This is a genomic window from Pseudomonas triticicola (genome assembly GCF_019145375.1).
In the GTDB taxonomy this organism is placed as follows: Bacteria; Pseudomonadota; Gammaproteobacteria; order Pseudomonadales; family Pseudomonadaceae; genus Aquipseudomonas; species Aquipseudomonas triticicola.
Map to the genome: position 1 here is coordinate 3,903,283 of NZ_JAHSTX010000001.1, position 20,989 is coordinate 3,924,271.

Genomic DNA, 20,989 nt, shown 5'->3' on the forward strand with positions numbered 1-20,989 from the left:
CGCTGCAGAGCGGTAGATTGATTTGAACGACACTCGACAAGTGCTGTGAACACAGCACCCTAGTGGGCGAATACGCGCCACACAAACCACAAGGAATACAAAGCTTGTCCCCGGCAATATCTGATAACACCGGAGCACTACGCTGTAACGGCAGCGTAATAATTAGCGGACCGGCGCGACCGTCGGGCATAAAAAATGGCCATGCCCTGTGGGACATGACCATTGTTTATTGCTGGTGGAAAACAGTTGAAACTTCAATCGAACTTACAACCGCTCAAACTTTCCATCGCTGACAATTGCATGAGCGGAGGATCTTTCAGGACAGCGGTTTTTCACCATACCAACGCGGCGTATACACCCATTCACCGCCCCCGGCACGGGCGAAAGTGCAGGTGGTCGAAGAGCCGATCAACACCATGGTGCGCATGTCCACCTGTTCCGGTGTCAATGCGCCCAGGGTCGTGGTGCGCAGCGTCTGCCCCGGCCGGCCGATGTCCCGACCGAGCACCACCGGTGTTTCAGGCGAGCGGTGCTGCGCAACGATCTCCAGCGCCCGGCCCAGTTGCCACGGGCGCGCCCGGGAAATCGGGTTGTAGAACGCCAGGGCCAGATCCGCTTCGGCGGCCAGATCCAGACGCTTTTCGATGATCGACCACGGCTTGAGGTTGTCCGACAGCGACATCACACAGAAGTCGTGGCCCAGCGGCGCACCGGCCTGAGCCGCAGTGGCCAGCGAGGCGGAAACGCCCGGGAGGATTTCCAGATCGACGTTGTGCCACGCCGGATCGTCCGATTCGTGCAGGGCTTCGAGCACCGCAGCGGCCATGGCGAATACGCCCGGGTCGCCCGAGGAAACCACGATCACCGAGCGGCCTTCGGCGGCGAGCCTGAAGGCATGGCGGGCACGCTGCATTTCTTCGCGATTGTCGGTGCAGTGCTGCACCTGATCGTCTCGGAAAGGGCCGGCCATGCGCACATAGGTTTCGTAGCCCAGTACATCGGTGGCGCGGGCCAGTTCGGCTTTCACCGCAGGTACCATCAGTTCGGCGGCGCCGGGGCCAAGGCCAATGACCGCGAGGCGACCACGCGGGCGGCCGATCTGCGCGACGTCCAGTGGTTGCTCGGCAATCGCGATCGCCAGATGTTCTGTGCTGATCACCTTCGCCGCAGGCACTGCAACTCGGGCCAACGCCTGAAGATCGTTTTGCGCTGCGACGAAGCGCAGCGGTACGCCTAACTCGAGCGCAGCCTCGCGCAGATTTGATGCGGCCATTTCAGCGTCCGCTGCCACCAGACACGCCAGTGCCGACAAGGCGACGCTGGCTTGGTGCAACGCAGCGCGAATGGCGTTCGGCAGATCCGCCACGTCAGCGTTCACTGCCACCGCCACACTGCGCGGGTAAATCAGCAATTCATCGGCACTGGCCACCCGCTGCGCACTGCTTACATGAATCGACCGCTGCGCCTGCGGATCCTGCGGCAACTGCGCCTGATCCAGCCACGGCGCCGCGCCTTCGATGCGCACGCTGTGCCCGGCGAGCAGATCGGAAACGAAGCGTTTGCCCGATTCCAGATCAGCCAGTGCGTAGCCGCTTGGCGGATTGAGCAGGCAGGTGCCAAAGCGCAATTCGCCGCTGGTGGTGATCGCCGGCGCGACTTGCAGCGCCGCCGCAATCTCCCGGGCCATGACGTTGACCCCGCCGAGGCCACCGAGCAACGGCACCACCGCGCTGCCGTCTTCGGCCACCGCCAGCACCGCCGGTTCGGCGCCTTTCTCCAGCAACAGCGGCGCCAGCGTGCGAATGACAATGCCGGCTGCGCACAGGGCAATGATCGGCGTGTCCTGCCGATACAACGCGCGCAGGGTCGCGCCGAATTCCTCATAGCGGCTGTCGGCGCCTTCAACCCGTCCGGCAAGGCCATGGACCTGCGCCGCCGGATAGACCTGTTGAATGCGCCGCGCCGTGGCGAGGCTGCCCTGGCCGAGAATGACGATGGCGGGAGTCGCTTGGCTCATCAACCTTGCCACCGTTCGCCCGGGACGATGATCAGCGAGAAGTACGGCGAGGACATCGGCTCGACCTGATCCATCGGCACGATCTTCTGATTGGCCATGGTCGCGCGCTCGACATACAGCGCGCGCTCGGCGAGACCGAGTTCTTCCAGCACCTGACGCACCTTGGGAAAGTTGCGCCCCAGTTTCATGATCACCGCCGCATCGGCATCGGCCAGACGCCGCTTCAATTCTTCCTGGGGCAGCACGCCGGAAAGCACCGACAGGCTCTGATTGCGATACACCAGCGGCGCGCCGAGCACCGAAGCGCCGCCGAGCATCGAGCACACGCCGGGCACGACTTCGGCCTCATAACGGCTGGCGAGGCGGTCGTGCAGGTACATGTAGGAACCGTAGAAGAACGGGTCGCCTTCGCAGATCACCGCCACGTCGCGGCCGGCATCCAGATGTTCGGCGACCGCCACAGCGGCCTCGTCGTAGAAATCGCTGATGACCTGTTCATAGGACAGCGGCGCCGGCAACGCCTCGGTGGTCACCGGATAGACCAGCGGCAGCAGATTCTGCGCCTCGACCAGATGCGCCTCGATGATGCCGAACGCATTGCCCTTCTTGCCCTTGGCGACGAAATACGCGACCACCGGCGATTCGCGCAGCAGGCGCAAGGCTTTGACAGTGATCAGTTCCGGGTCACCGGGGCCAACACCGAGGCCGATCAGACGTCCTTTGGCCTGCATCATTCGATCTCCGTGGCGAGGGCATTGACGGCGGCGGCGGCCATGGCGCTGCCGCCCAGCCGGCCTTGCATGATCACGAACGGCACGCCGCGACTGTCGGCGGCCAGCGCCGCTTTCGATTCGGCAGCGCCGACAAAACCCACGGGGAAACCGAGGATCAGTGCCGGTTTCGGCGCGCCGGCGTCGAGCATTTCCAGCAAGTAGAACAGCGCGGTCGGTGCGTTGCCGATCACCACCACACTGCCTTCGAGGTGCGGGCGCCACAGTTCCAGCGCGGCAGCCGAGCGGGTGTTGCCCAACTCGCGGGCGAGCTCCGGCACGCTGTCGTCGCGCAAAGTGCAGATCACTTGGTTGTTGGCCGGCAGGCGCGTGCGGGTCACGCCTTCGGAGACCATCCGCGCGTCGCAGAGAATCGGCGCACCGGCCGCCAGTGCATCGCGCCCGGCCTTGCCCGCGCCCTCGGAGAATTGCAGACCGTCGACGGCCTCGACCATGCCGCAGGCGTGGATCACCCGCACCGCGAGTTTCTCCAGATCGGCGGGAATGCGCGCCAGATTGGCCTCGCGGCGAATGATCGCGAAGGAGTTGCGATAGATCTCCTGACCGTCGCGGATGTAATCAAGCATCAAGGGGGCTCCGGGAGCGGGCGTCGAGCAGGGTCGCGGCCGCTTCAATAGTAAGGTTGCAGGCGTGCAGCGTGCCGAAACCGGGTTGTGCTGCATCGCGAAAATAGAGGTCGTAATGACCGGGGGCAACGGCCAGCAGCGTCGCTGGCGCGCAGTGGGCGGCGGCGCAGGAGCGCGAGCAACCCGACAGGTGTACGTTGAGTCCCGCTGGCAGCAGAGGTGCCAGTTGCCGGGCATCCTGCTTGGTGTCGGCCAGGCCTTTGCCGCAGCCATCGGCGCCGGTGCAGGCGATCAGGCGAGCCAGTGGTTCGGCCTCGGTCGTCAACAGGCCCAACGCCCGCAACTGCTCAAGCACGTTGTCGGTATCCGTCGCTTGCACGTTCGGCAACAGCAGGCTCTGCCACGGCGTGAAGCGCAGACTGCCATCGCCAGATTGTCGAGCCAGTTGCGCCGCGCCACGCAGCATCGCCGGATCAAGTCGGCCCAGTGGCGGCACCGCGCCGACGTAGCAGAGACCCTGGATGTTTTGCTGATGAGCGCCGATGTGCAGCGCGTCTGCCGACGTCGGGCGCTGCCAATTGCTGATCGCCTTTACCGATACGCGCTCGCGCAACGTTTCAAGAAACGCGAGCCTGGGAAATTCATCGAGCAGATGGCGCATCCGTGTTTGCTCTGGCCGGGCCAGGTCGAGGAACAATTCCAGCGCGGCGACCACCAGCGCCTGAGCGTTGTCCTGAGTCACAGCGCCGAGAGGCCGATCGATCGGGCAACCGGCCAGACCGAATGCCCAGAGGACATCGCCGTCACGCTCGAATGCCGACAGCCACAGATCATGCGGATGTTCGAGCATTGCCAGCGCTTCGCCGCCATCGAGCTGCACGGCGAACTTGGCGCTCAACTCATGGAAGCGCGGATGGCTTTGCAAGGTGTCGAGGATTTGCCCTGCGAGCGGGCGCGTGTCGATCAGCATCTGCCGATCGATGCCGGCGGCCGGGCTGAGCATCAGATTGCGCACATCGTCGCCGGCGGCGTTCTTCGGCCCGAGGCCAGCGGCCAGCAAGCGCTCGATCAGCGCCGCCGATTGCGCACCGATGCCGCGAATCTGCAGATTGCCGCGATTGGTCGCCTCAATCGCGCCACTGGCAAACTCCTCGGCGGCAGCGGCCACCGCATCGGCCTGATCAGCACTGATCGAACCGCCATCGAGCTTGATCCGACAGATACCGCCGTCCAGTGCCTGGACGATACGCAGCAACCCCGGGCAGGCCGAGGGGCGTAAGGCGGTGGACATCGGGCGTTCGTTCAAGGGGCTGACCGGTTGTGTGGCAGAAGCGCTTCGCGGGCGAAGGCGCGGTATTATGCCTGCTTTGCCCACCGGTATGAAAAGTCTGCCCTCTGTCTCGACCGGTGGGGCAGGCAGGCTTCAGTTGTTGCCTCTGCCGCGCTCTCAGGTCAGGGCGATAATCTGCTTTTCGCGCCGTTCGCCCAATAACGCAATGATCCTGGCTCTCGAGAAACAGTAATCATCGGCATCTATAAGAGCCTTGTAGCAATCAACAGCAAGGTTGCCGACTATCTGCTCAGCATTGAAGCGTCGCTCAAGCACGTTGCCCGGAACAGGCTCTTTGACGGCAAATGAAATGACGACCATCGTAATCGTTGATTCCGCAGATACGCTGCCAAGCATGAAGCGAATCGACTTGCCCTCTTGCAGAATATTTCGCTGAAGCAACTCAAGGGCCGCACCGTTGCTCTCCAGTTGCGAGGTCAGATTGGCAATTACCTGTTGGTTCAAAACTGCCGGCGCCCAACCTTGCAAGAGTTCTTGAGTCAACTCCAGCAGAGTAAAAGTATCGGGCGTAGTGACCGGCGCGCTGATAACCGGATCGTCGAAAAAAAAAGCACCGGTGACTTTCAAAGCCGTTTTATTGGCATCATTCCATGCCTCGTATTCAACAGCATCGGGAACTTTATGCGAGGCGACTGTTTGTGAATAAAGCAGCGCATCGAGGCTGTCGTCACTATCAGATGCCGACAGCTCTTTACTCACCAGCACTAATGCCCCTGCGCATACGAAAACCTTCGAAATCGCGAACATTCGCATCTCCCACAAAAAAACCAGAGGCTTGCGCCTCTGGCATTAATCAATTTCAGGCCGACTGGCCAAATTCGTAGCTGAGCGCTTTCTCACGTTGCTCAGTCAGAGCCTTGACAATCAATGGTTCTACCATTGCATAGTCTTCCTCATCCATATACATCGTGGCGCCGGCGTTATAAATCTCCACAGCAGATGTTGCCCATTCTACAAACAGTACTTTGGTAGGTTGAGCCGAAGCCAGATATTGCACAGCAGCGATTGCCAGGGTGATACCACCTTCATCATCCTGCGAAGCCGCACTCATGCAAAAGTTGCCACCTTCGGCTTTCTTCGAGTTGTTCTCGAACAGCGTCAGGGCCTGTGGTTCATTTTTCAGTGCATCCATGGTCGCATCTGCCACAGAGGACAATACTTTAAGGGCTGCCTGGCCCTGTCCTACTGCTGCACCAACAGCGGTATGCAGAACAGACAGGACAACATTGTCCATGGTCAGCTTTTGCGAAGTAGCGGTATATCGATTATAAGGCTGGCTGAAAGCAAACCAGCCAGCCAGTTTCATCAATCGCATAAACTCGTTATAGCGCTGTTCTTTCTGGTTGGCCGCCGGATATTTGAGCAAGGCAACCAGATCGGCATACATGTAGGTGTTTTTAACGATTCGCTTGCTGCGCTTGGACATGCTTGCATCAAAGCCTGCAATACCCGAGCCCATGATTGCAGCATTCAGTTCATCTTTATCAATCGGCAAGCTACTGCCAACACTTGCCGAACGCGAGCGCAGCACTGGCTGCGCAGCGATAAACTCATTGGTTTGTGCAATCAAACTAAACCGCTCAACAGCGGACATTACATCTTTATTCAGCTCAGTCATAAATGGATTCCTTTCATGATTAAAACACCGACTTGGTGTGGAAAATAAACTAACCACAGCGCCGGAGTTAATCAAATCGAAAATCCATGCATTTAATTTCAGACCATCATACAAACCAGCAAACAAAGCTCTCCAACTAAGATCAAGCGCCCTGAGCCAACTCAATTTCACGCGTGCGCATATCAAGTACTGCAGCAGCCAACTGAAGCCGATTTTCATTTATCGCGGCAGACCTGATCAAAAAGCGCCTGGAGCGGATATCAAGCTCCGAACCCGTATGCTGAATAGTCCAGAACAAATAGGTAGAGGACCACTTCGCATCAAGCAAGCGAACGTTACTGACGACAATCTCCAACTCCCTATTGAAATTGTACTGAGCAGGAGAAAAACGAAAATCGCTCCATTCCCGAGCGCTGCCTCTAAATACGTCTATGGCGTCCGAATGTGTCTCAAGCATATGGAACGCTTCCTTCATTAGCCCGACTTTCTCTCGACTTAGTTGTTGCGACAAGGATCGCGCCCAGACGTCCAGCGCATTGCCGGTAAAGTTCTTGTCAACATGGATTACCGGAGCCTGCTCCAGGCTCCAGCCAACAGACCAAAGCACCCCAGAATAATATTCGAACCAAGCAGCTGGCTCACTGTTTCTGTTATGACGCAAATCGGCTCTGTATTCTGCCCAGCGCATACTGTCTTTGACGAATCGTTTGTCTTCCGCAGTCAACCCGGAAAAGTAGGACAACAGATTATTCCCCATCACCGTCGCACTGCCTTGGTTGGGCAGTGCTGAGATACTGTTCAAAACATCGCTCATTTCAATTATCCATTCGATTATTCAATTGACTAAAAAAGTACCTTCCAGATAGTCACAAGTACTTTCAGCGGAACGCCAATTCAATACTTGCGAAGAACTCGAAAAATCACAAAAGACAATGTAAACATTCAATGTCGGCGTTCCTGAAAAAAGGACAGCAGCCAGTTATCGATTGTCGCGTTATCATGTCGCCCGCTTCGCTGGACGCAGGATCTGGAGTATGAAATGGGCGATTGGCTGACCGTTGTGGGTATTGGTGAAGACGGCTTCAAGGGTTTGGGCAAGAATGCCCGGCGTGCTCTGATGGGCGCTTCGCGGATCGTCGGCGGCCAGCGTCAGTTGGATTTGCTGCCGCCGTGCATTGGCGGCGAGCGGCAATTGTGGCCGAGTCCGTTTTCCCTCGCGCCGGTACTCGAGTCGCGCGGCGAGCCGGTCTGCGTGCTGGCCAGCGGCGATCCGATGTTCTACGGCGTCGGTGCCAGTCTGGCGCGGCAGGTGCCGAGCGCCGAGATGGCGATCATCCCCGCCCCTTCGTCCTGCGCACTGGCGGCGGCGCGCCTGGGCTGGCCGTTGCAGGAGGTGACGGTAGTGTCGCTGGTGGCGCGTCCGCTGGCGGCGCTCAATGCACACCTGTTCAGCGGCGTGCGTCTGTTGTTGCTGAGCAATGACGGCAGCAGCCCGGCCGCCGTTGCGCAATTGCTGTGCGAACGTGGTTTCGGCCCAAGTCGCATGACAGTTCTGGAGCATCTGGGCGGTGACGCCGAGCGACGTATCGAACGCAGCGCCAGTGACTGGGAAAATGCGCCGATTGCCGATCTCAATGTCGTCGCTGTCGAGTGTCTGGCCGAACCCGGTGTTACCGGCCTGTCACGCCTCGCCGGTTTACCCGATTCGGCGTTCCGTCACGACGGCCAGTTGACCAAGCGCGACGTGCGCGCCATCACGCTCGCCCGCCTGGCGCCGAAGCCCGGCGAACTGCTCTGGGATGTCGGCGCCGGCAGCGGCTCGATCGGCATCGAGTGGATGCGCGCGCACCCGAGCTGTCGTGCCATGGCGGTCGAGGCCGACGAGGGCCGTCAGCAATTGATCGAACACAACCGCGATGCGCTGGGCGTACCCGGCCTGCACCTGATTCGCGGCAAGGCGCCGCAAGCACTGGATAACCTCGAACGGCCGGACGCTGTTTTCATCGGCGGCGGCGTCACCCGCGAGGGTGTTTTCGAAACCTGCTGGGACCGGCTCAAGCCCGGCGGCCGTCTGGTGGCCAACGCCGTGACCCTGCAAAGCGAAGTCACCCTGGTGCACTGGCGCGAACAATACGGTGGTGAGCTGACGCGCATCCATGTCGCCCAGGCGCAACCGCTCGGCGAGTTCGACACCTGGCGTCAAGCATTGCCGATCACCCTGCTGGAACTGGTCAAACCCCTCGATGCGTGACGAAACCGCCGAACAACCCGCGCCCCTGCGCAGCGGCCTCACCACCGGCAGCTGCGCCACCGCCACCAGCCTCGCCGCCGCGCGCCTCTTGCTCACCGACATCGCTGCCGACGCGGTGCACATCACTTTGCCCAAAGGCAAACAGGTGCAGATGCGCCTGGAGTTCTGCCGCCTGAGCGAGGACGGCGCCGAAGCCGGGACGATCAAGGATGCCGGCGATGACCCTGACGTCACCCACGGCGCCCTGCTCTATTCACAGGTGCGACTGTCCGCCGAACCGGGAATTCGCTTCAACGCCGGTGTCGGCGTCGGCACGGTAACCCGACCCGGTCTGGTATTGGCCGTCGGCGAGCCGGCGATCAACCCGGTGCCGCGCAAGATGATCAGCGATCACCTGACCTTGCTCGCCGCCGAAACCGGCTACGGCGGCGGCTTCGAAGTCACAGTCAATGTCGAGGGTGGCGCAGAACTGGCGCTGAAAACCATGAATCCACGGCTGGGCATTCTTGGCGGCCTGTCGATCCTCGGTACCAGCGGCATCGTCCGACCGTTTTCCTGCGCTGCTTACATCGCCTCGATCCATCAGGGCATCGACGTAGCGAAAACCAACGGCTATCTGCACATCGCCGCGTGCACCGGCAACGCCAGCGAAGACACCATGCGCCGGGTCTACAACCTGCCGGAAATCGCCCTGATCGAAATGGGTGATTTCGTCGGTGCGGTGCTCAAGCATCTGCGCAAAGTACCTGTGGATAAACTCAGCCTCTGCGGCGGCTTCGGCAAGATCAGCAAACTCGCCGCCGGGCATATGGATCTGCATTCGCGGCATTCGAGCATCGATTTGCCGCAATTGGCCGAATGGGCCGCGGCGATTGGCGCGGACCCGGCGTTGCAGCAAGGCATTCGCGAAGCCAATACCAGCCAACAAGCCTTGGCCATGGCCAGCGCGGCGGGCATTGCTTTGGGAGATGAGGTTTGTCGCCATGCGCTGAATTTCGCTCGCAGCGTAGTGCCGGCGCAGGTCCAGGTCGAGGTGTTTGCCATTGATCGTCAGGGCGGGATTGTCGGGCACGCCGGAGGTTTTGCATGAAACGGATCCTGTTGCTCGGCGGCGTCACTGAAGCGCTGGGGATTGCCCGCACGCTCGGCCCGCAACATATCTACAGCCTAGCCGGCGTTGGCCGGGTGCCGAGCGATTTGCGCTGCCAGGTTCGGGTCGGCGGCTATGGCGGCGCCGAGGGTCTGGCGCAGTTCATCGCCGATGAAGGCATCGATCTGCTGCTCGACGCTACACACCCGTACGCCGCACAAATCAGCGCCAACGCCGCCCGCGCGGCACAGCTTGCCGGCATTCCCTGCTGGGCCTTGCGCCGCCCCGCCTGGCAGCCGCAAGCAGGCGATGACTGGCGCGAGGTCAGTGACTGGGCCGAACTGATCACAGCGCTGCAACCGTTCCACCGCCCGCTGTTCACCCTCGGCCGCGAACCACTGCAACACCTCGACGAAATCCCCGCCCACCAGTTCTGGACCCTGCGCGCCCTCGACGTTTACCCCGGCAACGCGCGCTGCGAAGTGATCGGCGCACGCGGCCCGTTTCTGCTGGAAGACGAGCGAGCGCTATTCGAGCGCCGACAGATCGATGTATTGATCAGCAAGAACAGCGGCAGCACCGCCACCGAGCCGAAGCTCGAAGTGGCGCGCGAGCGCGGCGTGCCGGTGCTGGTGTTGAAGCGCCCGGGGTTGCCGGGGGTTGATCGGGAGTTTGAATCAGTCGCTGAAGTCCTCGCTGCCCTTTCCCACTGAATCGGCACGGCCCTTTGTGGGAGCGAGCCTGCTCGCGAAGACGTCAGCACCAGTAGCCTTCCATTGTCTGACACAGCGCTTTCGCGAGCAGGCTCGCTCCCACAGGAATGGTGGATGCAGCTGGTATCTGTGCACATCCACAAAATTTGTGGGAGCGGGCTTGCCCGCGAAGGCGTCCGGTCTGGCACTGCCAATCCAAGTGGCTACACTCTTTTCAACAGCGCACTGCGACACCAAACCGCACTACGCTTTTTTACTTATCGGCCCTGATCAGGCTAAATGGGCCGCGCCTGATCGCCCACCCAACGGACCTGTCCCATGAACCGACGCCGGTTAGCATTTGCCTGGATCGCCTGCCTTGCAGTGCTGTTCAACATGCTCGCCATGCCGCTGAGCGGGGCGATGGCGCAGGCGGCCAGTTCACCGGCCGAGCAGATACTGTGGAGCAGTTTCTGCACCGGCAGCGGCATGAAGATGGTGGCGATCGATATCGGTGCCACGGATCAGAAGGCCGCGCAAAACGACAGCCATTCGAACATGCAGCACTGCTGGTGTTGCTCAGGTGGGACGCCATTGCTGGCGCTGCCGGGGCATTCGCCGCAGCTGTATTTCGCGCAATTTGAAAGCAACCGCAGCGTTGCGCCCGTCTCCCTGCAAGCCCCGACGCCGCGCCAGCAATGGCCGAGTCTCAATCCCCGTGCTTCCCCTCTGGTCTGATTTGTTCGCGCCACAAATCCGCGTTTCAAATCGTTCTGGAGAACTGCCATGTTGAAGAAACTCTTCGTCCTCGCTGCGCTGTTGTTGCCGGCGTGCTTCGCCCATGCCCATGAATACAAGGCGGGTGCGCTGGAAATCGCCCACCCGTGGTCGCAGGAACTGCCGCCGAATGCGCCGACCGTCGCCGCCTACTTCATCATCCACAACACCGGTAAAAGCGCCGATCGCCTGCTCAGCGTCGACTCGCCCATCGCTGCACAAGCGCAGTTGCACGAGCACGTGATGCAGGGCGATCTGATGAAGATGCAGCAAGTACCGAGCGTGGAGATCCCCGCCGGCGGCACCGTGACCTTCGCGCCGATGGCTTACCACGTGATGCTGCTCAACCCGAGCGATCGCAGCCTGCTCAGCGACGGCAAGCGTTTCCCGATGATCCTGCATTTCGAAAAGGCCGGTGACGTCAGCGTTGAAGTTGCCGTGCAGAAGAAAGCGCCGGAATCCGCCCAGGGCCACGTGCACGCTCAGTAACCGTTTCGGCTGACTTCGCCCATGCGTCCGTTGCGCGCCAGGCCCGTCCCGCATCACCGTCAGACTCAAACGCTGACGCGTGGCAGCTGGATCGCCCTGTTCGCCATGTTGATGATCTTCATCGGTCCACTGATTTCTCAGTCGATGCCGATGGATCAACACGCCTCGACGTCGATGCCAATGAGCATGGACATGTCGATGGACATGCCCGGCATGGATCACAGCGGCCATGCAGCCCAGCCTGCGGCCGAGCATTGCCCGCCGCAATCTTTGCATCACGTGCTGTGGGAAAAATGCGGCTATTGCAGCCTGCTGTTCAATTGCCCGGCACTGACCGGCGGCGGCGATTTCGTCGCTTTCAACATCCCGCCACCGAACACCTTCACCCCACCCTCGCCGCGTCTGGGCCATGCCCGCCAACCCTTCTTCCCCGGCGCCCGCACCCGCGCCCCGCCCATCGCCACGTAAACACGCACCTCTGATTGCACACGGTTGAGAAGACAGCTCCAGGCTGCCGGCCGTGGTGTTTACGACTGTTCGATGGAAATTGTCATGTCCAGGTTTACTGCTGTCCCCTGCGCGGAATCTGCCCGCGCGCACTTTGCCCTGAATGAATCGCGGATTCGTTGCAGGCACGCTATTGCCGTCCTTTGCGGCGTACTGCTGACACCGCTGGCGCTGGCTGATGATCACACCGGCCACGAAAGTGAATTGAGCCCGACGGTGATCACTGCCATCGCTCCAAGCTCGCCACTGACGATCGTCACCAACCCCAAGGATCCGCGCCAACCGGTGCCGGCCAGTGACGGCGGCGATTACCTGAAGACCATTCCCGGCTTCGCTCTGGTGCGCAATGGCGGCACCAACGGCGATCCGGTGTTGCGCGGGATGTTCGGTTCGCGGCTGAACATCCTCACCAACGGCAGCATGATGCTCGGCGCTTGCCCTGGCCGGATGGACGCGCCGACTTCGTACATCTCGCCGGAAACCTACGACAAGCTCACGGTGATCAAAGGTCCGCAGACTGTCCTCTGGGGGCCGGGCGCATCGGCCGGTACGGTGCTGTTCGACCGTGAGCCGGAGAACTTCGGCGAACTCGGCACTCGCGTCAACGCCAGCATCCTGGCTGGCTCGCATGGGCGTTTCGACAAGGTTGTCGACGCGGCTGCCGGCGGTCCGTTGGGCTACGTGCGCGTCATCGGCAACACCGCGCATTCCGACGATTACCGCGATGGCAACAACGACATCGTCGCCTCGCGTTACGACAAGTGGAACGGCGATGTCGCACTGGGCTGGACGCCGGATGCCGACACCTTGATCGAACTCACCGCCGGCAAGGGCGACGGCGAGGCGCGGTATGCCGGGCGCGGCATGGACGGTTCGCAATTCCTGCGCGAAAGCCTCGGCCTGCGTTTCGAGAAATCCAACATCAGCGAGGTGCTGGAAAAACTCGAGGCGCAGGTCTACTACAACTACGCCGACCATGTGATGGATAACTACACCCTGCGCACCCCGTCCGGCACCGGGATGATGGCGGGACCGATGGCGTCCAACGTCGACCGTCGGACCCTCGGCGCGCGACTCAAGGCGACCTGGCGCTGGGCCGATGTTCAGCTGATCACCGGCCTCGACGCACAGACCAACGAGCACCGCCAGCGCAGCTCAATGGGCATCGACACCTACAAGGACCTGCCGTACAGCAAGGACGCCGATTTCCATAACTACGGCGTGTTCAGCGAAATGACCTGGTACGCCGCCGAGCGTGATCGCTTGATCACTGGCGCACGGGTGGATCGCGCTTCGGCCAAGGATTACCGGCAGACCACCGGGTCGGGGATGATGTCCCGCCCCAACCCGACCGCCGACGACACCCGCGCCGACACCCTGCCCAGCGGCTTCATCCGTTACGAGCATGACCTCGCCGACAGCCCGACCACGCTCTATGCAGGCCTCGGCCACGCGCAACGCTTTCCGGATTACTGGGAGTTGTTTTCACCCAAGTCGGGCCCGGCAGGATCGGTCAATGCGTTCGACTCGATCAAACCGGAAAAGACCACGCAGCTCGACTTTGGCGTGAACTACAGGAGCGCCGACCTCGAAGCCTGGGCCTCGGGTTACATCGGTGTGGTACGCGATTACATCCTGTTCGACTACACGCCGGGAATGATGGGCATGAGCAACTCGCGCGCCGAAAACATCGACGCGCGGATCATGGGTGGCGAACTGGGAGCTGCCTATAACCTCACCGACAACTGGAAAGCCGATGCGACCCTGGCCTACGCCTGGGGCAAGAACAGCAGTGACGGCTCGGCCCTGCCGCAGATGCCGCCGCTGGATGCGCGTTTCGGCCTGACCTACAGCCAAGACAACTGGAGCGCCGGCGCACTCTGGCGAGTGGTCGCCGCGCAGCACCGCATCGACGCGAACAAGGGCAACGTGGTCGGCAAGGATTACGCCCAGAGCTCCGGCTTCGGCGTGTTCTCGCTCAACGGCGCGTACCGCATCAACCAGCACTGGAAGGTCAGCAGCGGCGTCGACAACCTGTTCGGCAAAGCCTACGCCGAGCACCTGAACCTGGCTGGCAATGCCGGGTTCGGTTACCCGGCCAATGACCCACAGGCAATTAATGAACCGGGGCGCACGCTCTGGACCAAAGTGGATATGAGTTTCTGACACCAACACCTACCCATGTGGGAGCGAGCCTGCTCGCGAAGAGGCCGGCGCATTCAGCAGTGATGTCGTCTGGCATGACGCCTTCGCGAGCAGGCTCGCTCCCACAGGTAACAGACAACGAAAAGAACCAAGCCAAGCGGAGCAAACGTGATGCAAAAGCCTCAACCGAATTTCTACAACCTGGCCTGGCGCTGGCATTTCTATGCCGGGCTGTTCGTCGCGCCGTTCATGGTGATACTGGCCCTGACCGGGATCATTTATCTGTTCAAGCCGCAGCTCGACTCGCTGATGTACAGCAGCCTGCTCGAAGTACCGGCCGGGCACCACACGGTGCCGGCCGATGACTTGCTGCAACGGGTGAAAGCTGCCTATCCGCAGGGCCAGGTCACCCAGTACCTGCCGCCGGTGAATGCCGAACGCAGCGCGCAATTCGTGGTGAAAAATGCCGGCCACGAACTCAACGTGTTCGTCGATCCGTACCACGGTGACATCCTCGGCGAGCAGGATGCCAAGCAGAATCTGCAAGCCATCGCCCGTGCGATCCACGGCGAATTGATGATCGGCACGGTCGGCGATCGCCTGATCGAAATGGCCGCTGGCTGGGGCGTGGTGCTGGTGGTGTCGGGGCTGTTTCTGTGGTGGCCGCGCGGTCAGGCGGCGGGCATCCTGTGGCCGCGTTGGAACAGCCGCGGTCGAGTGTTGTGGCGCGATCTGCATGCCGTCACCGGTTTCTGGGGTGCGACATTGCTGTTGGTGATGTTGCTCAGCGGCATGACCTGGACCGGTTTCTGGGGCAAGCAATACGCGCAGGTGTGGAACGTGTTTCCGGCAGCGATGTGGGACAACGTACCGACCTCCGACATCGAGGCGCGCACCCTCAACAGCGCGACCCGCCAGACCGTGCCATGGGCGATGGAAAACACACCGATGCCGATGTCCGGCGACCACGCCGAACACATGAATCACGGCAATGCCCATGCCGGTCCCGCTGCACCCGAAGTCAGCCTGCAGGATGTGCAAAACATCGCCAGCGAACGCAAGGTGGAGCCCGGCTACAGCATCACCCTGCCGACCACCGCCACCGGCGTGTTCACCATTGCCGTGTTCGCCGATGACCCGCGCAACGACGCCACCCTGCATATCGATCAGTACACCGGCAAGGTCCTCGCCGATGTGCGCTTCGAGCACTACGGCACCGTTGCTCGCGCCACGGAAATCGGCGTGATGCTCCACGAAGGCAAGATGTTCGGCACCTTCAACCAGATCGTCGTGCTGCTGATCTGCCTGATGATTCTGCTCAGCGCCGTCAGCGGTGTGGTGATCTGGTGGAAACGACGCCCCGAAGGCAAGTTCGGCGTGCCGCCGCTGCGCCATGATCTGCCGAAGTGGAAAGCCGGCGTGGCGATCATGTTGGTGCTGGCGGTGGTGTTTCCACTGGTGGGGGCTTCGCTGGTGGTGGTCTGGTTGCTCGACCGGTTTCTCGTGCCCCGACTTGGTCTGCGGGCCGCGCAGGTGCAGCGTTGATATGACGGGCGCGGGCCGTTTCGGCGGCCCGCGCCTGTTCATTTCATGTCACTTACAACTCGTCGCGCAAGCGCACGGTACCGGGTGTCGGGGACTGCTGACGACGGCTTCGCCAGGTCGTATTCATGCGTCCGGTCTGGCGCCAGTAATAACCGGCGATCAGCACCCGGAACTCACCCAGCACCATAAGCCGCGAGAGAAACTCTCCAGGGCTCAGCCGGCTGACCCAGCGTCCACCCTCGAAAGTGGCTGAGCGGGTCAGCAACAGATCTCTTTCCGCCCGTGAATACACGGGCGTGTACTTGAGCAGCACATCGTGCGGCGTTGAATAGTAAAAGTGGAGGATATGCAGGCCTTTCTCCGTGGGGGCATGGGTGTGCGCGTGCACCAGCGAAGGCGCAGCGTAATTGGCATAGACCTGATCCACATCCGCCGCCAGCGTGGTGTTGCCCGAGACATGCAATTGATGGGTGGCCATCACCGAGTAACCCTCGGGATAGCGCGGCGCCGGATCGCGCCAACTGACAGCAGGATCCGTGGCGGTACGCAGTATGCGCACCTGCGGATTGTCCTCGTTGGCGAGGTACACGATCGGCTCAAGCGGAACGAATCGAAGGCTGGACGGGTTCGCCAGAATCGCACTCTCATAACCGGTTCCTACGACCGCTTGGCCGGCTACCCGCCCATGGGCATGGCAGGCGGCATCATCAGGATGATGAAAGACAGGTCCCAGCGCTGGAGCAGGATGCTCGCGCCAGCGTTGTTCACTGGACACGTCGGTCAGCCGTGGCTGCCAGTTTTCATCCACCTGGCCATGCCGCGACCAGTATTCACTGGTTTCAATCACCTCAAGTCGGCCGGCATGAGCCATCCGGTGGACATAGTCGACAAATCTGAAGGTACCGCTGGCAATGCCTCGTTCGTCGACGGCCGCCTCAACCTTCGAGAGGAAGGCATTGGGGCGCAGTTGCACTTGCCCGAACTGATCGTAGAAAGTGCCGGGCTCGAACGCATGCAGGTGCAATTTCAACAACGCGCCATCGGCGCAGCAGAAGTAGATCGGCCGGTATCCCTGCGGCGTGTTGGCCCATGCGCAGGCAGCCTGGACATCGTTGGGCAGCAGAAAAAAGTGCCGTATGTCGTCCGGCCGCGCGCCCAGAGGTGGCAGCGCTGCTCGCAAGTAAATGGCGTTCAGACTGAAGCCTGACGGCAACTTGCCCTGCTCGAAAACCCGATCCAGCGCCAACCCCGAACGCTGCACCGCAACGGGCAGAGTGGACACGAACAGGCCCTCTGGGCCGTTCAAAAGGTAACCGAAGGTCTGCGTATCCCTGCTCGCGGAGAATTCATGAGCGTGCCGCGCGGCAGCGTCGGCCTCGATGAACAGCGGGCTGCAGACCGGGCTGCTCAACGCCTTGGCATAATCTGCGCTCGGCAAAAAATCCCCGGAATAGGGTGCCCACTGGGTTATCGGCCGCGGTTGCCCCCAGATCTCGCTTGCGGTGACCACCCACAAGCGTCCGGCCCTGGCCAGATCATTCACCCATTCGACGGGTTTCAATTGCCGATCGCGCAAGCGCTGTCTTATCGCTTTTGCATCGACAAAGGACCGCTGATCGCCCTGATCAAGCAGTTGCGAAAGCAGTTCGGGTTGCGGCCGATAGCCGATCACCGCGCCATCCGGACAGAACAGGTATTCATCCCGTGGAGTGGGCGTATAGCGAACCAGCGAACCGTCCGCCGTCATCCAGTATTGCTCTTTCATGCCGCGATTATCGAACGCCGACTCCAGCACCTCGGCCGAAAACACGTTCTGGTAGACCAGCTTTTGCACAGGCGCCAAGACCACCGACACCTCTTGGGCGACGCGCGACCGGTACCGCGCTGCGATGCGACAACCCGCGGGAAACAATCCGGCTGCGTGACTTTCCTCAGGGCAGATATCGGTGAAATCAAAATCCTCATGGCTGACTTCAACGGGCAATGTGGCGACGTAGCGCTTATCGACCGTCTCCAGAATCAGCCCGCCATGCACCCTGTCGGTCATCAGAGGCACGAGTGTCCTGGCGTGGACGGCCGCGTCGTCAGCCGTCTGAAAAACCGGACCGAGCCTGCGCCGTTCGAGATGTGCGTACGCTTGCCAGGTGACATCGACCAGCCCCGTCCGGTCCCAGCACAGACCGGTGCGCATGACGGACAGCTCGCCGCTGCTGGCGACCTCATGGATAAAGTCAGTCGGTAAGCGGACTCCAGCGGCCAGATCGCTTTTGATCTTTTCAAGCGTGTGTTGGGACGAGGCGTCATGAAACAGCTTGCTGGACTTGCTCCACGCATATTTGAGCAGAGCTCCATCGCGCACGGCGATATAGAGCGCTGCGGGAACGTCCGACACCATGACCGGACGCCGGCCGCCGTAGTACATCGAGGCTGTCAGGTGGTCCGGCGAGATGAAGTAATGTGCCAGCCAGTCATCCGGACTTTTCGTCGGATCACCGGCACGTTGCGATGCGTAGAAATTCCCGTGCAGCTCAAAGCCCTCGGGCAACGCATGCCATGGTTCAGTGGCCAGGTCGGCGAATACCGAATCGAGCCTGAACAGATTTCTGCCTTGATCACTGACGGGCACCAGTTCGGTAGCCACGTACTCTTGCCGGTTCTTGTGCTTGAGAATAAACCCGAAGTATGCGCGCACTTCTCCCTGCGGACGAAAGTCCCGGAGGCATCGATCCTGCGCAGCTTCATCCGCCGAGGAAAAAAACGCGCCGAACGCCACACGTTCCACGCGTTTCCAGGGTAATGGCAACGTCAGCGGCGGCAACGGGATTTGCGGCTGCGGGAGTGACGTGGGTTTGGGCAGGATCGGCTTGCCTCTGTCCGGTTCGGGATACAGCTCTGGCGGCACTTGCAACACCGGCACCCGCGGCGCGGGCGGAGGCGCGGGCGTGGTGCGCAGCGACCAGGTCGGCGGGACCCGCCCGCGATAGCCCCACAGCTGATTATCGATCAGAACCGTTAAACGTCCGGCCGCAGCCTGTTCACGAATGAAGTCCTGCGGGCGTTTACGGCCGCTGTCCAGTTCCAGCGCCAGTGCGCCTGGATGCTGGCGCGTGCCCAAGCGCCTGCCCAACTCCGTGGAGCCCGCAGATCCGTTGACCTCATACTTGACGAGACTGTCCGGCGCCGCGCTGATATACAAGGCAATCTCGTCGAGCAGAACCTGCCTGACCTCCGCCACACTCAACATCTGCAAGCTCGCAACCGCTTCCTGATATGTCCAGCCAAAAAGCTCTGTATCTACCGGCAAAAGTTGTGACAGGGCGATGTGTGAGACGTAACGGGCGTGCAGCGCATGGTCGTCGGGAAAGACCGGACGCCCTTGATTGTCCATCGGATAAAGTCTGCCCTGGCCAAGCGTGTCGATATCTCCCGGCAACGGTTCGGTCACCACGAAACGCTTGTCGCTGCGCTGAAAAACATACCCGGCGTACGGTTTGTCACGGCGCATGCCGGCGAGTTCATGGGCGTGGCGGACGGCATCATCGGCGTATAGAAAAGCGCCGCTCAATCGCGGCCAGGGGAAGTTGGCGAAGGGTTGCCATTGCAGATCCACCGGCCCTAGATGTGCCCAGAGCGCACTTCCGCGTACGACTTCCAGGGTCCCGGCCAGTACCAGCATCGAGACAAATGCTCGGGGCTCCAGTGTGCCGGCCAACAGCCTTGCCTGCACGCCGTTGTCACTCACCGTGCCGTCCGACTGCGTAACGCTCAGTGCCGCTTCGATCGAATCGCCGCTGAAGCGGTACTTCAACATCGCATGATCCTGCGCCCGCATGTACAGCGACAACGCACGCCCTGCTTGCGCCAGATGTTGGCTGCGGGCATTCGCTTCGATAGCGAGGGCGATCTCTCGGGGCGTGAAGAAGTTCTCGTAGAGCCACGGCTGAGCAGACGGAAACTGTGCAGGGTCGGGCCGCGAGGCGAAGTAAAAGCCCTCCAGCAAATACCCCTTGGGCAGCTGCAATTGCCCTTGGGCATCAACCGGAAATATTCGCTCAGGATCCCAAGCGGCAAGGCCGGCCGGGCGCGCATGGGTGGCGACATACTCCTTGCCGGTCAGTTTTTTCAAGATCAGGCCTGTCGTCTGCGCGCCTCTTGATTTCAAGGCGGCCAGCACGGCGCGTTCGGCATTGACGCATACACGGGTCATCAGCGGCAGTTCGGTGACCACACCCGTGGAGAACGACGCGCCGGCCTTCCAGTCTGCAGGTACGCGCCCCACCGAGTAGCCCCAGTCGGCATTCGAAACAATGACTTTGAGCTCACCCACGGTCGCCAGCTTGTTGATCACCGCCATCACGTCATAGGCCCCAGCCGGATGGCCCGACGGCCCGCCGGACTGCTGCCAGAGGAAGTAGTCGCGCTCCTCGGGCGAGCCGCTCGAGACGTATTTGAGCAAGCTGCCATCCGGACCTGAAAGGTAAGCGCTGCGGAAAAAATCCCGCGCCGACACATCGCCAATGAAGTCGCCGCCTGAATAGAAACTCATGAACAGCCGGAGCAGCGTTTCATCCTGACGCCGATTGCCATTGCGGAACTCGGCATGGATCGGCGGATGGCTGTGAACGCTGGCGACGCACCGGTAGCCCAGCGGATGAAGCATGCCGCCAAGGACATCGGTCTGCACAATTGTGCCGAAGTCAAAACCCGTGGCTTGCCCGGCGATGGGTGAAGTGGCGAGCAACTTCCCGTCCGGACGCAGCAGGATCACGCTGCCGTACTCTTTGTCCGGGTTCAATGGAATCCGCGTGTGCACCCAATAGGCGGCGTCTTCTTCAGTCAGAAAAGCCGGGCTCAGTGGGGGCAGCTTGAACGTTGCTGGAGAACTGGCGGTACGACCGGATCGGCCTGAGACATGACTCATAAAAACCTGCGCTGAGAATCGGGATGAGCAACTGAGTGTGGCCCGTCGGTTTTCTCAAGCTGTGGTAGATGTTTATCGCTTTTGTATCCGCATCTGAGTGCCAGCTTGCGCCCCAATCTGGCGCAGCTCGACGCACCATCGCCCAACTGCCGTCCCCTCCTGGTGCACGCATTCAGCGCGCAAGCCCTCTGGCACGACATTTTCTTGCCTGAACGCGACCGGGCACAGC

Annotated in this window: 16 protein-coding genes; 8 read left to right on the plus strand and 8 right to left on the minus strand. The window is 61.2% G+C overall.

The annotated features are described in order from the left end of the window. Positions 1-316 precede the first annotated feature (316 nt). The 7 genes from cobJ to KVG85_RS17335 all read right to left on the minus strand — a co-directional run bounded on the left by cobJ (position 317) and on the right by KVG85_RS17335 (position 7,157). Positions 317-2,017, minus strand: a complete 1,701-nt coding sequence (cobJ, locus tag KVG85_RS17305; protein ID WP_217864466.1) for a precorrin-3B C(17)-methyltransferase — start codon at positions 2,015-2,017, stop codon at positions 317-319. Next, the gene (locus tag KVG85_RS17310; protein ID WP_373877941.1) at positions 2,017-2,751 is read right to left on the minus strand and encodes a precorrin-2 C(20)-methyltransferase; all 735 of its coding nucleotides are present in this window, start codon (positions 2,749-2,751) and stop codon (positions 2,017-2,019) included. The genes cobJ and KVG85_RS17310 overlap by 1 nt, the downstream gene beginning before the upstream one ends. Further along, entirely contained in the window at positions 2,748-3,374 is a 627-nt protein-coding gene (locus KVG85_RS17315; RefSeq protein WP_076565519.1) for a precorrin-8X methylmutase, read from the minus strand. The genes KVG85_RS17310 and KVG85_RS17315 overlap by 4 nt, the downstream gene beginning before the upstream one ends. Continuing rightward, positions 3,367-4,665, minus strand: a complete 1,299-nt coding sequence (gene cobG, locus KVG85_RS17320; protein ID WP_225926683.1) for a precorrin-3B synthase — start codon at positions 4,663-4,665, stop codon at positions 3,367-3,369. The genes KVG85_RS17315 and cobG overlap by 8 nt, the downstream gene beginning before the upstream one ends. 156 nt (positions 4,666-4,821) lie before the next feature. Further along, complete coding sequence (locus KVG85_RS17325; protein WP_217864467.1) at positions 4,822-5,472, minus strand: hypothetical protein; 651 nt, start codon at positions 5,470-5,472, stop codon at positions 4,822-4,824. A 52-nt stretch (positions 5,473-5,524) separates the two neighbouring features. Next, positions 5,525-6,343 carry a hypothetical protein gene (locus KVG85_RS17330; RefSeq protein WP_217864468.1) on the minus strand — a complete coding sequence of 273 codons (819 nt, stop codon included), beginning with the start codon at positions 6,341-6,343 and terminating at the stop codon, positions 5,525-5,527. A 142-nt stretch (positions 6,344-6,485) separates the two neighbouring features. Beyond that, positions 6,486-7,157 carry a hypothetical protein gene (locus KVG85_RS17335; RefSeq protein ID WP_217864469.1) on the minus strand — a complete coding sequence of 224 codons (672 nt, stop codon included), beginning with the start codon at positions 7,155-7,157 and terminating at the stop codon, positions 6,486-6,488. Positions 7,158-7,382: 225 nt separating this feature from the next. Between KVG85_RS17335 and cbiE the strand changes: the two genes are divergently transcribed. The 8 genes from cbiE (at position 7,383) to KVG85_RS17375 (ending at position 15,839) form a co-directional block, all read left to right on the plus strand. Next, positions 7,383-8,594 (plus strand): precorrin-6y C5,15-methyltransferase (decarboxylating) subunit CbiE, encoded by a 1,212-nt coding sequence (gene cbiE / locus KVG85_RS17340; protein WP_217864470.1) that lies wholly within the window; start codon positions 7,383-7,385, stop codon positions 8,592-8,594. Beyond that, a complete protein-coding gene (locus KVG85_RS17345; protein WP_217864471.1) occupies positions 8,587-9,684 on the plus strand; it encodes a cobalt-precorrin-5B (C(1))-methyltransferase in 1,098 nt (365 codons plus the stop codon). Before cbiE ends, KVG85_RS17345 begins: the two co-directional genes overlap by 8 nt. Then, positions 9,681-10,397 carry a cobalt-precorrin-6A reductase gene (locus KVG85_RS17350; RefSeq protein WP_217864472.1) on the plus strand — a complete coding sequence of 239 codons (717 nt, stop codon included), beginning with the start codon at positions 9,681-9,683 and terminating at the stop codon, positions 10,395-10,397. The genes KVG85_RS17345 and KVG85_RS17350 overlap by 4 nt, the downstream gene beginning before the upstream one ends. Positions 10,398-10,715: 318 nt before the next feature. Further along, on the plus strand, positions 10,716-11,114 hold the full coding sequence (locus KVG85_RS17355; protein WP_217864473.1) for a DUF2946 domain-containing protein: 399 nt from the start codon (positions 10,716-10,718) through the stop codon (positions 11,112-11,114). 48 nt (positions 11,115-11,162) lie between these two features. Continuing rightward, positions 11,163-11,642 carry a copper chaperone PCu(A)C gene (locus tag KVG85_RS17360; RefSeq protein ID WP_217864474.1) on the plus strand — a complete coding sequence of 160 codons (480 nt, stop codon included), beginning with the start codon at positions 11,163-11,165 and terminating at the stop codon, positions 11,640-11,642. 21 nt (positions 11,643-11,663) lie between these two features. Then, a complete protein-coding gene (locus KVG85_RS17365; protein WP_217864475.1) occupies positions 11,664-12,110 on the plus strand; it encodes a DUF2946 domain-containing protein in 447 nt (148 codons plus the stop codon). Positions 12,111-12,194: 84 nt separating this feature from the next. Beyond that, positions 12,195-14,315 (plus strand): TonB-dependent copper receptor, encoded by a 2,121-nt coding sequence (locus KVG85_RS17370; RefSeq protein ID WP_217864476.1) that lies wholly within the window; start codon positions 12,195-12,197, stop codon positions 14,313-14,315. A gap of 150 nt (positions 14,316-14,465) precedes the next feature. Further along, positions 14,466-15,839, plus strand: coding sequence for a PepSY-associated TM helix domain-containing protein (locus tag KVG85_RS17375; RefSeq protein ID WP_217864477.1), 1,374 nt, complete (start codon positions 14,466-14,468; stop codon positions 15,837-15,839). Positions 15,840-15,891: 52 nt separating this feature from the next. On the opposite strand, the gene KVG85_RS17380 is transcribed toward KVG85_RS17375, so the two are convergent. After that, positions 15,892-20,760 carry a DUF4329 domain-containing protein gene (locus KVG85_RS17380; protein ID WP_217864478.1) on the minus strand — a complete coding sequence of 1,623 codons (4,869 nt, stop codon included), beginning with the start codon at positions 20,758-20,760 and terminating at the stop codon, positions 15,892-15,894. Positions 20,761-20,989 lie beyond the last annotated feature (229 nt).

What these genes read in the sequence shown, in the direction of transcription:
- KVG85_RS17365 (WP_217864475.1), top strand. Translation starts at nt 11,664, where the DNA reads ATGCGTCCGTTGCGCGCCAGGCCCGTCCCGCATCACCGTCAGACTCAA.
- KVG85_RS17375 (WP_217864477.1), top strand. Translation starts at nt 14,466, where the DNA reads ATGCAAAAGCCTCAACCGAATTTCTACAACCTGGCCTGGCGCTGGCAT.
- KVG85_RS17315 (WP_076565519.1), bottom strand. Translation starts at nt 3,374, where the DNA reads ATGCTTGATTACATCCGCGACGGTCAGGAGATCTATCGCAACTCCTTC.
- KVG85_RS17380 (WP_217864478.1), bottom strand. Translation starts at nt 20,760, where the DNA reads ATGAGTCATGTCTCAGGCCGATCCGGTCGTACCGCCAGTTCTCCAGCA.
- cobG (WP_225926683.1), bottom strand. Translation starts at nt 4,665, where the DNA reads ATGTCCACCGCCTTACGCCCCTCGGCCTGCCCGGGGTTGCTGCGTATC.
- KVG85_RS17310 (WP_373877941.1), bottom strand. Translation starts at nt 2,751, where the DNA reads ATGATGCAGGCCAAAGGACGTCTGATCGGCCTCGGTGTTGGCCCCGGT.
- KVG85_RS17330 (WP_217864468.1), bottom strand. Translation starts at nt 6,343, where the DNA reads ATGACTGAGCTGAATAAAGATGTAATGTCCGCTGTTGAGCGGTTTAGT.
- KVG85_RS17355 (WP_217864473.1), top strand. Translation starts at nt 10,716, where the DNA reads ATGAACCGACGCCGGTTAGCATTTGCCTGGATCGCCTGCCTTGCAGTG.
- cbiE (WP_217864470.1), top strand. Translation starts at nt 7,383, where the DNA reads ATGGGCGATTGGCTGACCGTTGTGGGTATTGGTGAAGACGGCTTCAAG.
- cobJ (WP_217864466.1), bottom strand. Translation starts at nt 2,017, where the DNA reads ATGAGCCAAGCGACTCCCGCCATCGTCATTCTCGGCCAGGGCAGCCTC.
- KVG85_RS17335 (WP_217864469.1), bottom strand. Translation starts at nt 7,157, where the DNA reads ATGAGCGATGTTTTGAACAGTATCTCAGCACTGCCCAACCAAGGCAGT.
- KVG85_RS17370 (WP_217864476.1), top strand. Translation starts at nt 12,195, where the DNA reads ATGTCCAGGTTTACTGCTGTCCCCTGCGCGGAATCTGCCCGCGCGCAC.
- KVG85_RS17360 (WP_217864474.1), top strand. Translation starts at nt 11,163, where the DNA reads ATGTTGAAGAAACTCTTCGTCCTCGCTGCGCTGTTGTTGCCGGCGTGC.
- KVG85_RS17345 (WP_217864471.1), top strand. Translation starts at nt 8,587, where the DNA reads ATGCGTGACGAAACCGCCGAACAACCCGCGCCCCTGCGCAGCGGCCTC.
- KVG85_RS17325 (WP_217864467.1), bottom strand. Translation starts at nt 5,472, where the DNA reads ATGTTCGCGATTTCGAAGGTTTTCGTATGCGCAGGGGCATTAGTGCTG.
- KVG85_RS17350 (WP_217864472.1), top strand. Translation starts at nt 9,681, where the DNA reads ATGAAACGGATCCTGTTGCTCGGCGGCGTCACTGAAGCGCTGGGGATT.